Annotated in this window: 17 protein-coding genes; 7 read left to right on the forward strand and 10 right to left on the reverse strand. The window is 68.8% G+C overall.

What is annotated here, in order from left to right; all coding sequences use genetic code 11:
• Positions 1-163 precede the first annotated feature (163 nt).
• Positions 164-1654, reverse strand: coding sequence for a 30S ribosomal protein S1 (gene rpsA, locus ACFWN2_RS38815; RefSeq protein WP_382435557.1), 1491 nt, complete (start codon positions 1652-1654; stop codon positions 164-166).
• Positions 1655-1834: 180 nt separating this feature from the next.
• Between rpsA and ACFWN2_RS38820 the strand changes: the two genes are divergently transcribed.
• From ACFWN2_RS38820 to ACFWN2_RS38845, 6 genes are all read left to right on the forward strand, one after another.
• A complete protein-coding gene (locus ACFWN2_RS38820; RefSeq protein ID WP_382435558.1) occupies positions 1835-2668 on the forward strand; it encodes a class I SAM-dependent methyltransferase in 834 nt (277 codons plus the stop codon).
• A gap of 11 nt (positions 2669-2679) precedes the next feature.
• Positions 2680-3600 carry a GNAT family N-acetyltransferase gene (locus tag ACFWN2_RS38825; protein ID WP_382435559.1) on the forward strand — a complete coding sequence of 307 codons (921 nt, stop codon included), beginning with the start codon at positions 2680-2682 and terminating at the stop codon, positions 3598-3600.
• 78 nt (positions 3601-3678) lie between these two features.
• Positions 3679-4308 (forward strand): ATP-binding cassette domain-containing protein, encoded by a 630-nt coding sequence (locus ACFWN2_RS38830; RefSeq protein ID WP_382435560.1) that lies wholly within the window; start codon positions 3679-3681, stop codon positions 4306-4308.
• On the forward strand, positions 4305-6179 hold the full coding sequence (locus ACFWN2_RS38835) for a YhgE/Pip family protein (RefSeq protein WP_382435561.1): 1875 nt from the start codon (positions 4305-4307) through the stop codon (positions 6177-6179). Before ACFWN2_RS38830 ends, ACFWN2_RS38835 begins: the two co-directional genes overlap by 4 nt.
• Positions 6176-6751, forward strand: a complete 576-nt coding sequence (locus ACFWN2_RS38840) for a TetR/AcrR family transcriptional regulator (protein ID WP_382435562.1) — start codon at positions 6176-6178, stop codon at positions 6749-6751. Before ACFWN2_RS38835 ends, ACFWN2_RS38840 begins: the two co-directional genes overlap by 4 nt.
• A gap of 84 nt (positions 6752-6835) precedes the next feature.
• The gene (locus ACFWN2_RS38845) at positions 6836-7288 is read left to right on the forward strand and encodes a hypothetical protein (protein ID WP_382435563.1); all 453 of its coding nucleotides are present in this window, start codon (positions 6836-6838) and stop codon (positions 7286-7288) included.
• Between the two features lies 1 nt (position 7289).
• On the opposite strand, the gene ACFWN2_RS38850 is transcribed toward ACFWN2_RS38845, so the two are convergent.
• The 9 genes from ACFWN2_RS38850 to ACFWN2_RS38890 all read right to left on the reverse strand — a co-directional run bounded on the left by ACFWN2_RS38850 (position 7290) and on the right by ACFWN2_RS38890 (position 14750).
• Positions 7290-7802, reverse strand: coding sequence for a hypothetical protein (locus ACFWN2_RS38850; protein WP_382435564.1), 513 nt, complete (start codon positions 7800-7802; stop codon positions 7290-7292).
• The gene (locus tag ACFWN2_RS38855) at positions 7799-8371 is read right to left on the reverse strand and encodes an AAA family ATPase (RefSeq protein ID WP_382435565.1); all 573 of its coding nucleotides are present in this window, start codon (positions 8369-8371) and stop codon (positions 7799-7801) included. Before ACFWN2_RS38855 ends, ACFWN2_RS38850 begins: the two co-directional genes overlap by 4 nt.
• A 249-nt stretch (positions 8372-8620) precedes the next feature.
• Positions 8621-8824 (reverse strand): cold-shock protein, encoded by a 204-nt coding sequence (locus ACFWN2_RS38860; protein WP_030476842.1) that lies wholly within the window; start codon positions 8822-8824, stop codon positions 8621-8623.
• Between the two features lie 173 nt (positions 8825-8997).
• Positions 8998-9513: a hypothetical protein gene (locus ACFWN2_RS38865; RefSeq protein ID WP_382435566.1), complete on the reverse strand. Its 516-nt coding sequence runs from the start codon at positions 9511-9513 to the stop codon at positions 8998-9000.
• Positions 9514-9552: 39 nt separating this feature from the next.
• A complete protein-coding gene (locus ACFWN2_RS38870) occupies positions 9553-10599 on the reverse strand; it encodes a Gfo/Idh/MocA family protein (protein ID WP_382435567.1) in 1047 nt (348 codons plus the stop codon).
• 166 nt (positions 10600-10765) lie between these two features.
• Positions 10766-12019, reverse strand: a complete 1254-nt coding sequence (locus ACFWN2_RS38875; RefSeq protein ID WP_382435568.1) for a Gfo/Idh/MocA family protein — start codon at positions 12017-12019, stop codon at positions 10766-10768.
• A gap of 108 nt (positions 12020-12127) precedes the next feature.
• Positions 12128-13594, reverse strand: coding sequence for a hypothetical protein (locus tag ACFWN2_RS38880; protein ID WP_382435569.1), 1467 nt, complete (start codon positions 13592-13594; stop codon positions 12128-12130).
• Between the two features lie 166 nt (positions 13595-13760).
• Positions 13761-14213 carry a hypothetical protein gene (locus ACFWN2_RS38885; RefSeq protein ID WP_382435570.1) on the reverse strand — a complete coding sequence of 151 codons (453 nt, stop codon included), beginning with the start codon at positions 14211-14213 and terminating at the stop codon, positions 13761-13763.
• Between the two features lie 24 nt (positions 14214-14237).
• Complete coding sequence (locus ACFWN2_RS38890) at positions 14238-14750, reverse strand: GNAT family N-acetyltransferase (protein ID WP_382435571.1); 513 nt, start codon at positions 14748-14750, stop codon at positions 14238-14240.
• A 76-nt stretch (positions 14751-14826) separates the two neighbouring features.
• Between ACFWN2_RS38890 and ACFWN2_RS38895 the strand changes: the two genes are divergently transcribed.
• Positions 14827-15273: a helix-turn-helix domain-containing protein gene (locus ACFWN2_RS38895; RefSeq protein ID WP_360041147.1), complete on the forward strand. Its 447-nt coding sequence runs from the start codon at positions 14827-14829 to the stop codon at positions 15271-15273.
• Positions 15274-15275 lie beyond the last annotated feature (2 nt).

Genomic DNA, 15275 nt, shown 5'->3' on the forward strand with positions numbered 1-15275 from the left:
TCAGATTGCCGGGGTCTGGGGCAGAGCCCCAGGGGAAGCACGCAAGGCAACCAGGCCGCACGCAAACCAGCCACCCGCAGAAGCCGCGACTCGCAAGCCAGCCAAAACGACAAAGGCCCCCGCACCCCAAAGGGTGCGAGGGCCAAAGCGTCTAGCTAGCGACTCACATGCCGCCCGACAGCTTCTCCCGCAGAGCAGCGAGCTGCTCGTCGGAGGCCAGCGTGCCACCGGACTGAGCCGGCGCGCCGACCGAAGCGGAAGGAGCGTCGCCACCGGAGGTGTAGTTGCCCGCACCCTCGGCCGAAGCCTCTTCCTCGGCCTCGGCGGCCTTGCGGATCTGCTTCATGTGGGCCTCGTAACGAGTGTGCGCCTCGGCGTACTGGCGCTCCCACTCCTCACGCTGCTTGTCGAAGCCCTCGCCCCACTCCTGCGACTCCGGGTCGAAGCCCTCGGGGTAGATGTAGTTGCCCTGGTCGTCGTACTCGGCGGCCATGCCGTACTGGGTCGGGTCGAACTCGGTGTCGACCGTGAAGCCCTCGTTGGCCTGCTTGAGCGACAGCGAGATGCGGCGGCGGTCCAGGTCGATGTCGATGACCTTGACCATGACGTCGTCGCCGACCTGCACGACCTGCTCCGGGATCTCGACGTGGCGCTCGGCCAGCTCGGAGATGTGGACCAGGCCCTCGATGCCCTCGTCCACGCGGACGAACGCACCGAACGGAACCAGCTTCGTGACCTTGCCCGGCACGATCTGACCGATCGCGTGGGTGCGGGCGAACTGGCGCCACGGGTCTTCCTGCGTGGCCTTCAGCGACAGGGAGACGCGCTCGCGCTCCATGTCGACGTCGAGGACCTCGACGGTGACTTCCTGGCCGACCTCGACAACCTCGGACGGGTGGTCGATGTGCTTCCAGGACAGCTCCGAGACGTGGACGAGACCGTCGACGCCACCCAGGTCCACGAAGGCACCGAAGTTGACGATCGAGGACACGACGCCCTTGCGGACCTGGCCCTTCTGCAGCTGGTTGAGGAACTCGCTGCGGACCTCGGACTGGGTCTGCTCGAGCCACGCGCGACGGGACAGGACCACGTTGTTGCGGTTCTTGTCCAGCTCGATGATCTTCGCCTCGAGCTCACGGCCGACGTACGGCTGGAGGTCGCGGACGCGACGCATCTCGACGAGCGAGGCGGGGAGGAAGCCGCGGAGGCCGATGTCGAGGATGAGACCACCCTTGACGACCTCGATGACCGTGCCCTTGACGGGCTCGTCCTTCTCCTTGAGGGCCTCGATGGTGCCCCACGCGCGCTCGTACTGCGCACGCTTCTTGGAGAGGATCAGACGGCCTTCCTTGTCCTCCTTCTGGAGAACAAGCGCCTCGACCTCGTCACCGACCTTGACGACCTCGTTGGGGTCGACGTCGTGCTTGATCGACAGTTCACGCGAGGGGATGACGCCCTCGGTCTTGTAGCCGATGTCGAGCAGGACCTCGTCCCGGTCGACCTTGACGATCGTGCCCTCAACGATGTCGCCATCGTTGAAGTACTTGATCGTCGCGTCGATTGCTGCGAGGAAGTCCTCCTCCGTCCCGATGTCGTTGATCGCGACCTGCTTGGGAGCAGCGGCAACGGGGGCGGTGGTGGTGTCGGTGGACATTAGGTAGGTGGCTCCGGTACGGATTGGCATTGATGGCTTGGTAGTGGTGCGCGCGCAGCGTCGCAGTTACCTGGAATCCCGGCGGATCTGGATCATGGGCAGCACTAACCCACTACGCACGCGATATCGTACGCGGCCGCGAGACGCGCAAGCAAACCAGCCCCCATGTGAAGGAGCAGTGTGTCCAACCAGCACGCGAGCGCGGAACAAGCGCTCGGCACCGCCGGCATCGTGAAGCGCGGTGCGGACGCCGCCGAGTCGCGGGTGGCGAACAAGATCTGGTGGGACGCGGACGCCGACGACTACCACGAGACGCACGGTGACTTCCTGGGCGCGGCGGACTTCGTGTGGTGCCCGGAGGGGCTGCGCGAGGAGACCGTCGCCTTCCTCGGTGAAGTCGCTGGTCAGCGCATCCTGGAGGTCGGCTGCGGCAGCGCTCCGTGCGCGCGCTGGCTCAAGGACAACAAGGCCGACGTCACCGCCTTCGACATCTCCGCGGGCATGCTCAGGCACGCGCGCGCGAACAACGCGAAGACCGGCATCGACGTCCCGCTCGTCCAGGCCAGCGCCGACCAGCTGCCGTTCAGGGACGACTCCTTCGACGCCGCGTGCTCCGCGTTCGGCGCCGTGCCGTTCGTGGCCGACGTCCAAGAAGTCTTCGGCGAACTGGCCCGCGTGCTCCGGCCGGGCGCGCCCTGGGTGTTCGCGGTGAATCACCCGATGCGGTGGATCTTCCCGGACGACCCCGGCCCGCTCGGTCTCACGGTCACGCAGTCGTACTTCGACCGCACCCCCTATGTAGAGGTGGACGAGGAGGGCAGGGCGACCTACGTCGAGCACCACCGCACGCTCGGCGACTACGTCCGCGCCCTCACGAACACCGGGTTCGCGCTGGAAGACCTGGTCGAGCCCGAGTGGCCGCAGGGCCACACCCGCAACTGGGGCCAGTGGAGCCCCCTGCGCGGCAAGCTCTTCCCCGGCACCGCGATCTTCCGGACCCGCCTGACGTCGTAATCTCACGTGCCATGACCTCGGCACGCGGACTAGTGGCGGCCCAGTCAGCCCGGTTCGCCTCACTGGACCCGTTGCTCCCGCCCGCCACCGAACCGCCCGTGGACGGCCACGTCCTCACCGCGGCGCTGGCGGACGGCACGCGCGTGGCCGGGGTCGTGAGCCATCAGAGCTTCGAACCGCACTCGACCACGCGGCTGTGGTCGGCGGCGGAGGTGTGGGAGATGCTGCCGCTGGTCGGCGGCTCGCAGGGCATGGACGCGCTGCTCACGCGCTTCCGCCGGCACCTCGACACGCAGGACGTGGGCGACGACACGGCGTGCGTCGTGCATTGGCCGAGCCGCGACACGAAGGCCGCACGGGCGTTCCTCGACCACGGGCTCGTGCCGCTGTCGGTGCTCGCCGTGCGCCTCAAGACTCCCGCCCAGCACGTCTCGCGCACGCTCACGATTCGCCGTGCGACGCCGCACGACCTGGAGACGGTTCTGGAGCTGTCGCTCGCGGAACTGGAGTACTCCTCCTACGTGGGCTCCACGATCGTGCGTCCCGACGCGGCACAGGTGAAGCGTCGCGCACTGATAGACCGCCTCAAGAACGCGAGCCCCATCTGGCTCGCCGAACGCGACGGCATCGCGGTGGCGCTCGCCGAGTGCGCGGTCGTGTCGTCCGAACCCGGCACGGCGGCCGCCGCACGACTCCCCCGCGGCCGCTGGGGCTACGTGAACTGCGTCTCCGTGCTCCCCGGCGCCCGCGGCACGGGCATCGGCCAGCAGCTCCTCGCCTACGCCCACCAGGAGCTTCACCGCATGGGCACGGTCGGGACCTACCTCTACTACAACCCGCCGAACCCCCTGAGCAGCGTGTTCTGGCCCCGTCAGGGCTACCGGCCGCTGTGGACCGTCTGGGAAGTACGCCCCGCCTCAGCACTTAGGTGACCTATGTCCGAGTTGCCAGCGGCAGAGGTCTGCGGGAGAATTTGTACTGACCGGTCAGTTTAAACGGAGGGTAAAGCCGTGGAGATCCACGCAAGTCGCGCAGGCGTCAACGGGGGCCATGGTCCCCTGCTCCGGCCGACTTCGCTGACCGTGAAGCCCGGCGAGCTGACCCTGGTCGCGGGCGAGCCCGGCGGAGGGCACACGGCGCTGGCCCTCCTGCTGTCCGGCCGCATGAAGCCGTCCACGGGCACCGTGTCACCGGACGCGAAGACGCTGCGCAAGCGCGTCGTGCTGGTCGACGCCCCCGAGGTCAACGAACCGGAGGAGGCGCTGACGCTGTCCGCCGTCGTCGGCGAGGAGCTCGCGATGAACCGCATGCCCTCCGGCAAGAAGGCGGTGCACGACTGGTTGGTGGAGCACGCCGCCGATGAGCACGCGGACAAGCGCTTCGAGCACGTCCCGCCGAAGACGCGGTGCGCGGTGATGCTCGAACTGGCCGCCGCACGCCCCGGCGTCACGGCGCTGGTCCTCGACTGCCCCGACCGCTACCACCCCGACCCGCGCGAGTGGCTCGCACTGGCCCACGACTTCGTGACCCCCGAACGGTCCGTCGTCGTCCTGTGCTCGAACTCCTCCGCCCACATCCTCGACATCCCGCACGCGCGCCTTGGTGAGGACAACGACACCAAGATGGAGATCACCGCATGAGCGCCCTTCGCATGGCCTTCAACGAGCTCCGCCGGATCACCTCCGGCAAGCTCCCCAAGCTCGCCGTCCTGGCTCTGGCGCTCGTGCCTCTGCTGTACGCGTCGCTGTACCTGTACGCGAACAAGGACCCGTACGCGAACCTCAACCAGGTGCCCGCCGCACTGGTCGTGAAGGACAAGGGCGCGCAGGACCTCAACGCGGGCAAGGACGTCGCGGACGAGCTGCTCAACGGCAAGAAGTTCAACTGGAAGGTCGTCGACGACGCCGACGAGGGCGTGCGCAAGGGCGACTACATCTTCGCCCTGACGCTGCCGGAGGACTTCTCCGAGGCGCTCACGTCCGCGGAGCAGAACAAGCCGCGCCAGGGCGTGCTGACGCTGACGACCAACGACGCCAACAACTACCTCGGCTCCACGATCGCGAACCAGGTCGTGAGCGAGGTCCGCAGGGCCGTCACGGCGAAGGTCTCCACCGAGGCCGCCGACAAGCTCCTGCTCGGGTTCTCCACGATCCGCCAGGAGACCACCAAGGCCGCCGACGGCGCCAAGAAGCTGGCGGACGGCAACGCCCAGCTGCGCGACAAGATCACCGAGCTCGACACCGGCGTCCAGCAGCTCTCCACCGGCGCGACCCAGCTGAGCAACGGCCTGCACGACCTCCGCACGCAGACCGCGCCACTGCCCGACGGCGCGAAGAAGATCGCCGACGGGGCACGCCAGGTCGCGACCGGCAACGAGACCGCCGCCACCGAGGCCGAGGCGTACGCGAAGAGGGCCCAGGAGCTCGTCGGGGCGCTCGACCAGACCAACGCCGACATCGCGACCCGCCTGCGCGCCCTGGGTTTCACCGAGGAGCAGGTGCAGAACGTGCTGACCACTCTCGGCCAGGTCCGCAAGCCGGTCGACGACGCCAACGCCAAGGTCCAGGGCGCGGCGGGCGACCTGCGCAAGCTCGCGAACGGCGCGGACCAGGTCGCCGACGGCGCCGAGCAGCTCTCGGCGAAGATGCCGGGACTGGTCACCGGCATCGGCAAGCTGGACGACGGCGCCACGACGCTGCGCGACGGCCTGCAGAAGGCCGCGACGGGAACGCCGCAGCTCAAGGACGGTGCCACGCAGCTCGCGACCGGTTCCGCCGAGCTGAGCACCGGTCTGTCCGGCGGCATCGACAAGATCCCGAACCAGGACGACCCGACCCGTGCCGCCATCGCACAGGCGATCGGCGACCCGGTGGCCGTGCGCGGCCTGTCCCAGACGAAGGCCGCCACGTACGGCGCCGGCCTCGCCCCGTTCTTCCTGGGCCTGGCGACGTGGATCGGCGCGTTCGTGCTCTTCCTGCTGCTGCGCCCGCTCTCACGCCGTGCGCTCGCCGCTGGTCAGTCGGCGCTGCGTGTCGCGTTGGGCGGCTGGTTGCCTGGTGCGTTGCTCGGCATCGTGCAGGTGCTCGTGATGTTCACGGTCGTGCGGTTCGTGGTCGACATCGAGCCGTCGAACCCCCTCGGGACGTTCGGGTTCCTCGCGCTGATGTCACTGACGTTCGTGGCGATCCTGCACGCGCTGAACGCCGCGTTCGGTGCCGTCGGCAAGTTCCTGGGCCTGATCCTGCTGATCCTGCAGCTGGTCAGCGCGGGTGGCACGTTCCCGTGGCAGACGATCCCCGTGCCGCTGTACCCGCTGCACTACGGCCTGCCGATGGGCTACGCGGTCGACGGTCTGCGCCACCTCATGTACGGCGGTGACCTGGGCAGCGTCGGAAAGGACGCGCTGATCCTTCTCGCCTGGCTGGTCGGAGCCCTAGCCTTGACGTCCGTGGCGGCCTACAAGCAGCGCGTGTGGACGGTGTCCAAGCTGAAGCCGGAGCTCGTGCTGTGAGCGCGCGGACGACGGCGACCAAGCAGAAGCTCTTCGACGCGGCGTTGAAGCTGGTCGGCGAACGGGGCGCGGCCTCGGTCACGGTCGACGAGATCGCCGCGGAGGCGGGCGTCGCCAAGGGCACGATCTACTACAACTTCGCCTCGAAGGACGCCCTGGTCGAAGCGCTGCTGCACCACGGCGTGGAGATCCTCGCGGGCAGGTTGCGCTCCGCCGAGGGCTCGGAGGACTCGCTGGAGGCGCTGGTCGACGAGATGCTCGGCTTCTGGGCCGAGTACCCGGCGTTCGGCCAGCTGCTCGTCTCGGAGCTGTGGCGCACGCCCGGCCAGTGGCACGGCACCCTCAAGCTGCTGCGCGACGACATCGTGTCGATCGTGCGCGGTCAGATGAAGCGCCTGTCCGACGCGGGCCGCCTGCCGGAGGGCGTGGAGGTCGGCACCGCGTCGGCGGCGTTGTTCGGCACGTTGCTAGTGATCGCGCTGGACTGGCAGGTGTTCCAGCCGGAGCGGTCACGGGCGGAGGTCCGCGACTCGGTCATGCTGCTGGTGCGGGGGATGCGGTCGGCGCGCTGACGCCGGAGCGTGCCCCGCCCACCGCCCGATCGAGCGATGCGTTTGACCGAGCGAGCCCCCAGGCCCGCCGGTACGAACGAAGACATGCCGAAACTCCTGAGCATCGCCGCCGTCCTGCTCGCGACCGCCGCCCTCACCGCGTCCCCCGCGCTGGCGGACCCCGCGCCCGTGAAGGCCACCGCCGACTTCCAGGAAGCGCTGTTCACCCCTGTCGACGGAGTCCTCGACCTGGAGGAGACACCGGAGGGCATCAAGGTCGCCGGCAAGTTCCAGAAGGGCTTCGCGTCCGACGTGCCGTCGGACTACCAGCTGGTCGTGCTCGACGGCGCCGAGGTGGTGCTGGACTTCAGCAGGGACTTCCAGAAGGTCGCCGAGATCGAGGCGGCGGAGGTCGCGGACTTCGAGTTCGTCACGCCGACCAAGCAGAAGATCGCCGACATCCGCAACGAGGACGTGGTGGTCCGCCAGCTGGTGGACGTGACGGCCGGCATCAAGGTGCAGGCGGAGATCGGCCGGGCGAAGATCCAGAAGAGCTGAGTCAGCGGGCGTCCTCGTGGTGCAGCGAGGGCGCCCGTCCTTCCAGGCCCCGTTCGACGGCCTGCAGCACCGCGCGGTTCGTGCGCACCGTGGCGTCGTGCGCGAAGTGGGCCAGCAGGACCTGTTGTGTCGGGTGTGGGAGCGCAGGGTCGGGCACCGGTGCGCTCGTGTGCACCTCTACTACAGGCGCGCCTTCTGCGAGAAGGTGCCGCACGGCGTTGAGCACGCTCACGCGGTAGCTGTCGTGCACCCACGCAACCAGCAGGTTCACCGGATGACCTTCGAGCTCGTACTCGACCTCGGACGCCAGCACCTTGGGCTCAGCCCAGTCGGCCCTGACCCACGTGGGCCGGTGGCCGCGCGTGATCGAGGCGCGCGCCGCCCGGCCTGGTCCGTCGTCGGCCACCAGCGGTTGCCTGCGCGACGGCAGCACCACCCGCCACTCGCGCGCCACCAGGTGGCTCACGCATCCGGCCAGCATTCCCGTCCCGCCGAGCACCAGCGCCGTTCTCACCGAGCAGGCTCCTCCCCGACCGAGGCGAGCGGCCCCGTGAGCCACCGCTCCACCTGTCCCTGGCCGCGCAACCGGACGACCACGACGTCGTCGACCAGGGCGAGCACCCTGGCCCGGTTGCGACGGTAACTCCTCGGGCCCCACCGCAGGATGTGCCCGGAATCGGTGAACACCGACCACAGCGGGGACTCCTGGTTACCGTTCCACAGCTCCACCCCGGCCGCGCGGCGCCGGACGGTGCGGCGCACCAGCCTGCCGACCACCGTGGTGAACGGGTGGTCGAGCCACACCACCGTGTCCGCCCGCTCCAGCAGCACGGGCCGCGCCACCTTGTACTGGAACTCGGTGACCCAGAGGTCCTTCCGCGCCAGCGCGGCGACCTCGGCGGCGAACTCCGGCCGCGGAGTCCACCGCGGACCCCAGTAGAGGCTGTCCAGCTCGACTCGGGGAAGGCTCAACGACCCGGCGATGCGCCGGCAGAGCGTCGACTTGCCGGATCCGGCGTTGCCCGCCACGAGGAGGCGCCGGGGCACGTGCGGCAGCGGATCAGCTGGTCCGAGCAACGGCATCGGGCCAGGCTAGTGCCTCGGCAGCCGGTCTTCACCCCGCGTTCGGCGTTCAGACGGCCGCATCGTGGTGCCGGCCCCGCGTCCCTGTACTGGTAGTACCGGGGCGCGGGGCCGGTGCCGCGAGGTGGCCCGCTGAGCGCTGAACGCGCGGTGAAGGCCGGCTGCCGAGGCACTCGCGAAAACCGGATGATCGCAAAACGAGCGCAGGGCCCCCGGGAAGTCCCGGAGGCCCTGCGTCGTAGAACAACGTCAGAGAGCGGTGACGTTCGTCGCCTGCGGGCCCTTCTGGCCCTGCGTGATGTCGAACGAGACCTTCTGGTTCTCCTCGAGGCTGCGGTAGCCGCCGCCGTTGAGGGCCGAGTAGTGGACGAAGACGTCAGCGCCGCCGTCCTCGGGGGCGATGAAGCCGAAGCCCTTTTCAGCGTTGAACCACTTGACGGTGCCGTTAGCCATGTACTGCTTCTCCTTGATTACTGAAGAGCGAGCCGCACTGTGCGGCCGCTCCGTGGTTGGTCATGAGCTGACTTGCCCCAACCGTGAAGAAGGAGAAGTGCTCGCAACTGAAGTTTGGCGAGCGTGAAGTACACGAACACGAAACCGCAACCAGCATGGAAGTCTACCCCATCTCAGCCGCGTTTGCGCTGAGGTACCGCGAACCGCTGCTGCATGAGCGAGATCCGCAGGATCAGGAAGCACGCGAGACCGGCCGCGCCGATCGCGCAGAGCGTCGACAACGTGGAGAACACCACGTAGACAGGGGTGTCCAGCAGCAGCGACTCCAGCACGTCGCACATGATCATGGCGAGGAAGGTGTACTGCCAGGGCTTGATCAACGGGCTCGCGACGCGCTGGTCGAACGGCACCTCGCGCTGCGCCGGGTCGCTCGCCTTCCACACCTGCGAGATCATCCGCACGCCGTGCAGCGCGATCGCCTCCGCGTTGTGCGTCACGCCGCGGTACCACAGCACGGACGCCACGGCCGCGGGCAGAATCAGCACGATGGCGAGGAAGCTCCACGACGACGAGCCGCCCTGCCAGTCGTTGATCGTGCCCCAGATCGACTCGACGGCGACCAGCGCGATCAGACCCATGCTGACGTAGCCGGTGACCCGGACGTCCTTCAGGTCGATGTAGATGTCCAACGCAAACGCTCCCCGAACACGGCGGACTCCGCGGGGAGACTACCGCCCGAATCCGCAGCCGAGTTCGTCGAAGGTGGCGATCTTCTCTGCTGCCCGGACGACGACCTCGTCGATGCCGTCGAGCACCACCCGGTCGCCGACGCGGCGGGCCGGCAGCAGTGGCACGTCGGCCTTGCCGCACTGCTCGGCGACGGTCGTGAACGCCCGCGCGGCGGCCAGCGGCGCGACCAGCGGCTCGCCGTTCTGCCTGTGCCGCAAGAGGTTCTCCAGCAGGTCGACGGACGGCGGCACGGACATGCGGTGGTCGTTGACCGTGAGCCTGTCGTCGTCGTACCACCAGACGGCCTGCCCCAGGGAGCCGTGCACGAGGACGACCGGTGGCAACGATGTCGTGGCACACAAGGTGGTGGCGACGACGACAGGAGGCGCGCCTTCGGCCGTGACCCGCACACAGGCCGTGTCGTCCGCACTGATCGCGTCGCGGCACCGGTACAGCTCCAGTTCGACCGCGATGTCGGCTCGTTCCTCCACATCGGCGAGAAGGAGCGCGTTCTGCAGTGCGTGCGCGAACGGGTTCACGAGCGTCCCGTCCTCACCCTGCTTCCCGGCCCACTCCGCGCGGTCGTAATAGGAGTCCGTGCGCACCCAACGGCCTGCGGCGCCGATACCGCTGATGTCCCCCAACGCGCCGGAGCCGATCAACGAGCAGAGGCGCCGGTACGAGCCCGTCCCCTGCGTCTGGAACCCGACCTGGCACACCCGCCCGCGCTTCGCGGCCTCGTCGGAGATCTCGTCGAAGTCGGCCACCGACAGCACAGCCGGCTTCTCGACCAGCACGTCGCAGCCCTGTTCGAACGCCGCCAGCACGAGGTCGTGGTGCGTCGCGGGCGGCGAGGAGATCACGACGACCTCGGGGTGCAGCTCGGCGGCCAGCGTCCCCAGGTCGGAGTAGGACGGCACCGGCACGTCGACGTCCGCGACGTCGACCACCCCGACGAACGTGGCGAGCCCGTCGTGGCCCAGCCGGACCAGGTTCTCCACGTGCCGCGCTCCATGGCCACGTGCACCGACCAGCGCAACACGCATCGCTCTCACCCTTCTCGGGCGGACTCCACCGCGCCCACCAGCATCAGCCGCCGTGCCTGGAATATCAATGCGCCGCGCCAAGCAAGACACGTTTGCGACGGCATCCGGGCACCAACCGTCAACGCGGCCACCCGAACAGGCAGTGGCGGAGAGGCCCCGGCGACCGCTAAGGAAGGTCGAGGACGTCGGCGACGCGGACCGGTCCCCCGGTCTCGAAGCTGAGGTTGGCGGCGAACCCGGTCAGCAGCGATAGCGCGCCGTCGTGGTGCGTCGCCTTGCGTCCCAACGGGTCCTCCTGCCCCGGCGGCCCGTACAGCGCGTCGACCATGCGCCGGTCCGCTCCGCCGTGCCCTGCCCGCTCGTACTCCAGCGGGACGTCCTCGCGTTCCTCGAACAGCCGCTGCACGGACAGCTTCGCCCAGCCCTGCTCCGGATTGGCGTCGGCGCCGTGCACCGACGGGTCCTGGCCCGACACCCACGAGTTCTCGACGACCTCCAGTTCGAGGCGTCCCTTGCTGCCGTTGACCATCAGGCGGTAGCCCTCCCACGGCGAGTAGGCCGTGAGGTGGTACGTGAGGTTCGCGCCGCTGGCATAGCGCACGAGGACGGACATGTCGTCCTCAATGGACACACCGGGTTCGAACGGGTTCTGGTCGCGCCGATAGCCGTCCTCGTGCCGTGCGTCGACGTAGAGCTTCTTGAGCCAGTCGTTCTGCTCCAGCTTGATGTCGAACCGTTCGTCGTGCGCGTAGCCGTGACGCTTGCCGTTCTCGTCGCCGTAGAAGAACAACCGGCCGTGCGCGTACACGGTCTCCGGCACCGAACCGACCCACCAGTTGAGGAGGTCGAAGTGGTGGGTCGCCTTGTGCACCATGAGGCCACCGGAGTTGGCCTTGTCGCGGTGCCAGCGGCGGAAGTAGTCGGCGCCGTGCCGCGTGTCCAGCAACCACTCGAAGTGCACGGACCCGATCTCGCCCACCGCACCGTCGGCGAGGAGCGCGCGCACCTTCTCGTGGATGGGGTTGTAGCGGTAGTTGAAGGTGACCGTGACGGTGCCGTCGTTGCGGTCCACGGCGTCGAGGATCTTGCGGGCCGACGGGACGTCCGTCGTCATCGGCTTCTCCGTCACGACGTCGCACCCTGCGTCGAGCGCCTCCACTGTGTACGTGTCGTGGTGACGGTCGACCGTGGTGACCACGACGACGTCGACCCGTTGCTCGGCCAGCATCTTCAGGAAGTTGGCGGCGTCGTAGGTGGGGACCGGCTCGGACAGCCGGTCGTTGTGGACGTTCATGCGCGTGCGGTTCACGTCGCAGAACGCGACGAGCTCGCAGGTGTCCGCGTGTTCGACCGCGATGGCGTGGACGTGCCGTTGCGCCCGCGAGCCCGTGCCGACCACCGCGTACCGCCTGCGCGTCATCCCCGGACCTCCTCTGAAAACCTTTTCCTCCACGCTAGTCAAGGTGCCGGTCGAACGAGAAGGGCCGCGACCCGGAATCCGGATCGCGGCCCTTTCGGCGTCGTCAGGTCAGCTGACCGTCTTGTCTCCCAGCACGGCCCACTGGCTCCAGCCCGCCTTCTCCTTGTAGAAGCGGCGGATCTGCTTGCCGTCGTCCGTGCGGGCGAAGACCTCGACGGTCTTCGTCTGCGCGTGGTACATCGCGGTCGGCGCCTCGGCGACCTTGGTGGTGCCGAGCTTCGCCCACGGGGTCCAGCCCTTGTCGGTGGCGCGGGAGTGCTCGGCGAAGCCGCCCTCACCGAGCTGCACGACGTCGATGGAACCGGTCGTCGAGTTGAACACCGCCGACGGGGTGCCAGTGCCCTTGCCGCCCAGCGTCGTCCACACGCCGGCCGCGTACTGCTCGACACTGCCGGACTCGGTGCGCACGAAGACCTGGTCGACGGCGACGCTCGGGTCGCTGACGATCTTCTTGTCGCCCTGGTCGGCCCAGTTCGTGCCGTCCCACTTGATCAGCTTGCCGTCGGCGGAACGCGCGTAGACGTCCTTGTCGGCGACGGCCGGGTCGCCCTCGATCTTGCGGTCGCCGACCGGCGCCCACTTGTCCGTGAAGCGGAGCAGCGTGCCGTCCGCGCCGCGGGCCAGGACCTCGACGGCCTTGGTGCTGTCGTTCCAGAAGAGCGTCGGCTCGCCCGCGACGGCCGTGTCGCCCAGCGCGAGCCACTGGCCGTCGACGCGGTGGTAGATCTTGCCGTCGACACCGCGCACGAACACTTCGACGATCTTGGTCTGCGGGTTCATCAGCGCGACCGGCTCGCCGGCGAAGACCTCGGGACCGAGCTGCTGCCAGCCCGCCCATCGGCTCGTCTTGTGGAAGTTCGTGATGACCGTGCCGTCGACGCCGCGCGCGAAGATCTCGAGCTGCTGCTGGCCGGTGTTCGAGATCTGCGGGCCCGCGTTGACGACGAGCTTGTCCGTCACCGGGGTGTCGCTGCCGGTGTCACCGCTGCCGGCTTCGAGGATGTTGTTGTAGCGCAACGGGACGTACCTGCTGGCCGTCGCGGCGCTCCACACGCGCTGCACGGGCCTGCTGCCGTCCGGGCCCGCCTGCTCGCGCACGATCGGCCGCGTCTTGGCCGCGTCCGCCCAGCCGATGAACAGCGCGACGTGGTTCTCGCGGTCGTTGAGCGCGTCGCCGGGGCGCAGGTCCTCCCGGTCGATGCGGTGCGCGACCTGCTCGAGGATGTGCGTCGTGTAGGAGATGCGCAGGCCCCACGCCATGGAGACGAAGCCGGAGCAGTCGGTGCGGTAGGCGCCGTACCTGTTGCCGAAGCAGTCGCTCTGGCTGTACGGCACGCGGGCGGCGAGCCAGGTGCGCGAGCGCGCCAGGACCTCGCTGCGCGTGACCTTGGAGTTGGCCTCGTACGAACCGCAGAAGACGCCACCCTCAGCCGCGACCGCCACGTCGGGCATGGCCAGCGTCGAGCCGAACGTGATGGCCGCCGCTGCCACCGCCAACATCCCCCACCGTTTCATGCCGGTCACGGTAGCAAGGCGATGTGAAGTTCCGGTCCGGTCGAACGTCTGGTCCTGTCCGGAACCGGACAGGTTCGGGTGGATCTTGAACGGGCGGTTGCTCACAGATGGACCTGACCTTCCGGCGTGCGTCGTCGTCCGTTCATCGGCGCAATGGCCGATCGAGTTACTCCGACACGCTCAGGTACCGCCGCGGCACGTACAGCTCAGGCCCGACCTCATGGGGATAGGTGATGGCGCGCAACCGGGTGTGCTGCCCACCGGCCTGCTCGTAGGCCCAGTACCGCCCCGGCTCCTCGGCCCACGCGGCGAAGATCACGACGTGCCGGGCGCCGTCGGTGCGGATGACCACGTCGCCCGCCCGCAGTTGCTCGGCGGGGATCAGGTCGCTCACCACCGACAGGCTGTGGGTGTCGTAGCCGCCGTGCCGGTCCTCAGGCCTGCCGGGCAGTCCCCACGCCATCGACACGAACCCCGAGCAGTCGGCGCGGTAGATGCCGTGCTCGTTCTGGTGGAACCTCGTCCTGCTGTGCGGAACCGCGTCCCGCAGCCACGAACACGCGCGCTCCACGATCTCGGAGCGGAGAATCGGGCGGCCGGGAGCACGAGCGGTGGTCACGCGGTCATCGTCGGGGCTTGATCTCTAAATCTCCTGCAAGCTCTCTATAAGGTCCGCGTCGGTGATCTCGGCGGTCACCCAGGCCAGCGGGTAGCTCAACTGGACCGTGTCGGCGTCCCTGGTGAGACGCACGCCGGGCAGCACCTTGCGCACCAGCGCGAGCATCGCGTGGTTGTCGGGCAGGACGTCGCCGTGCAGCACCGCGACACCCATCCTGGCCGCGACCGACGTCAGCTCCTCCAGCAGCAGGCGGCCCACACCGCGCCGTTGCCACAGGTCCACCACGGCGACCGCGATCTCCGCGTCGCACTCACCGGTCTTGATCACCCGCGCGATGCCGATCGGGTCGCCGCCGACACGGGCGCACACGGCCCCGTGACGTTCGCCGTCCACGTCGACGAGCACGCGGCGCGCGGACGCGGTCAGCCGTGGCGTCGGCGAGTGGAAGCGCAGGTAGCGACTTCGCGCGGACAGTCCTTCGAACACCGCGTCGACAGCTTCTCCGGCGGTGTCGCGGTCGAGCTCGGTGACGCGCATGAGGATCGACTCCCTGAGTTCGGAATCCGAACTGTAGCTGAGTTCGAAAATCGAACGCAAGGGATATCCTGGGTTCATGCCGTACTCGAACTTCGCGAGCATGCCGTGCACGCTGAGCCGCCCCGCGGCCCTGCTGGGCGAGCGCTGGACGCTGCTGCTGCTCCGCCAGATCTTCCTGGGCACGCGCCGCTTCGAAGACTTCCAGGCCACGATGGACATCTCGCGAAGCGTCCTGACCGACCGGCTGAACGTGCTGTTGCAGGAGAACGTCCTCAAGCGCGTGCCCTATCACGAGGACGGCCGCACACGGCACGAGTACCGCCTCACGGAGAAAGGCCGCGACCTCTACCCCGTGCTGATGGCGTTGCGCACGTGGGGCGAGAGGTGGATGGCCCCCGAAGAAGAGGAGTCGTTCCACCTGCACCACCGCGACTGCGGCGGCGGTGTGCGGGCGAAGGTCGAGTGCACCGAGTGCGCCGCCGAGCTGACCGCGCGCGACGTGCAGGTGACGGCCAGGCAGTGAAC

It is taken from the genome of Lentzea sp. NPDC058436 (assembly GCF_042721515.1).
Lineage (GTDB): Bacteria > Actinomycetota > Actinomycetes > Mycobacteriales > Pseudonocardiaceae > Lentzea.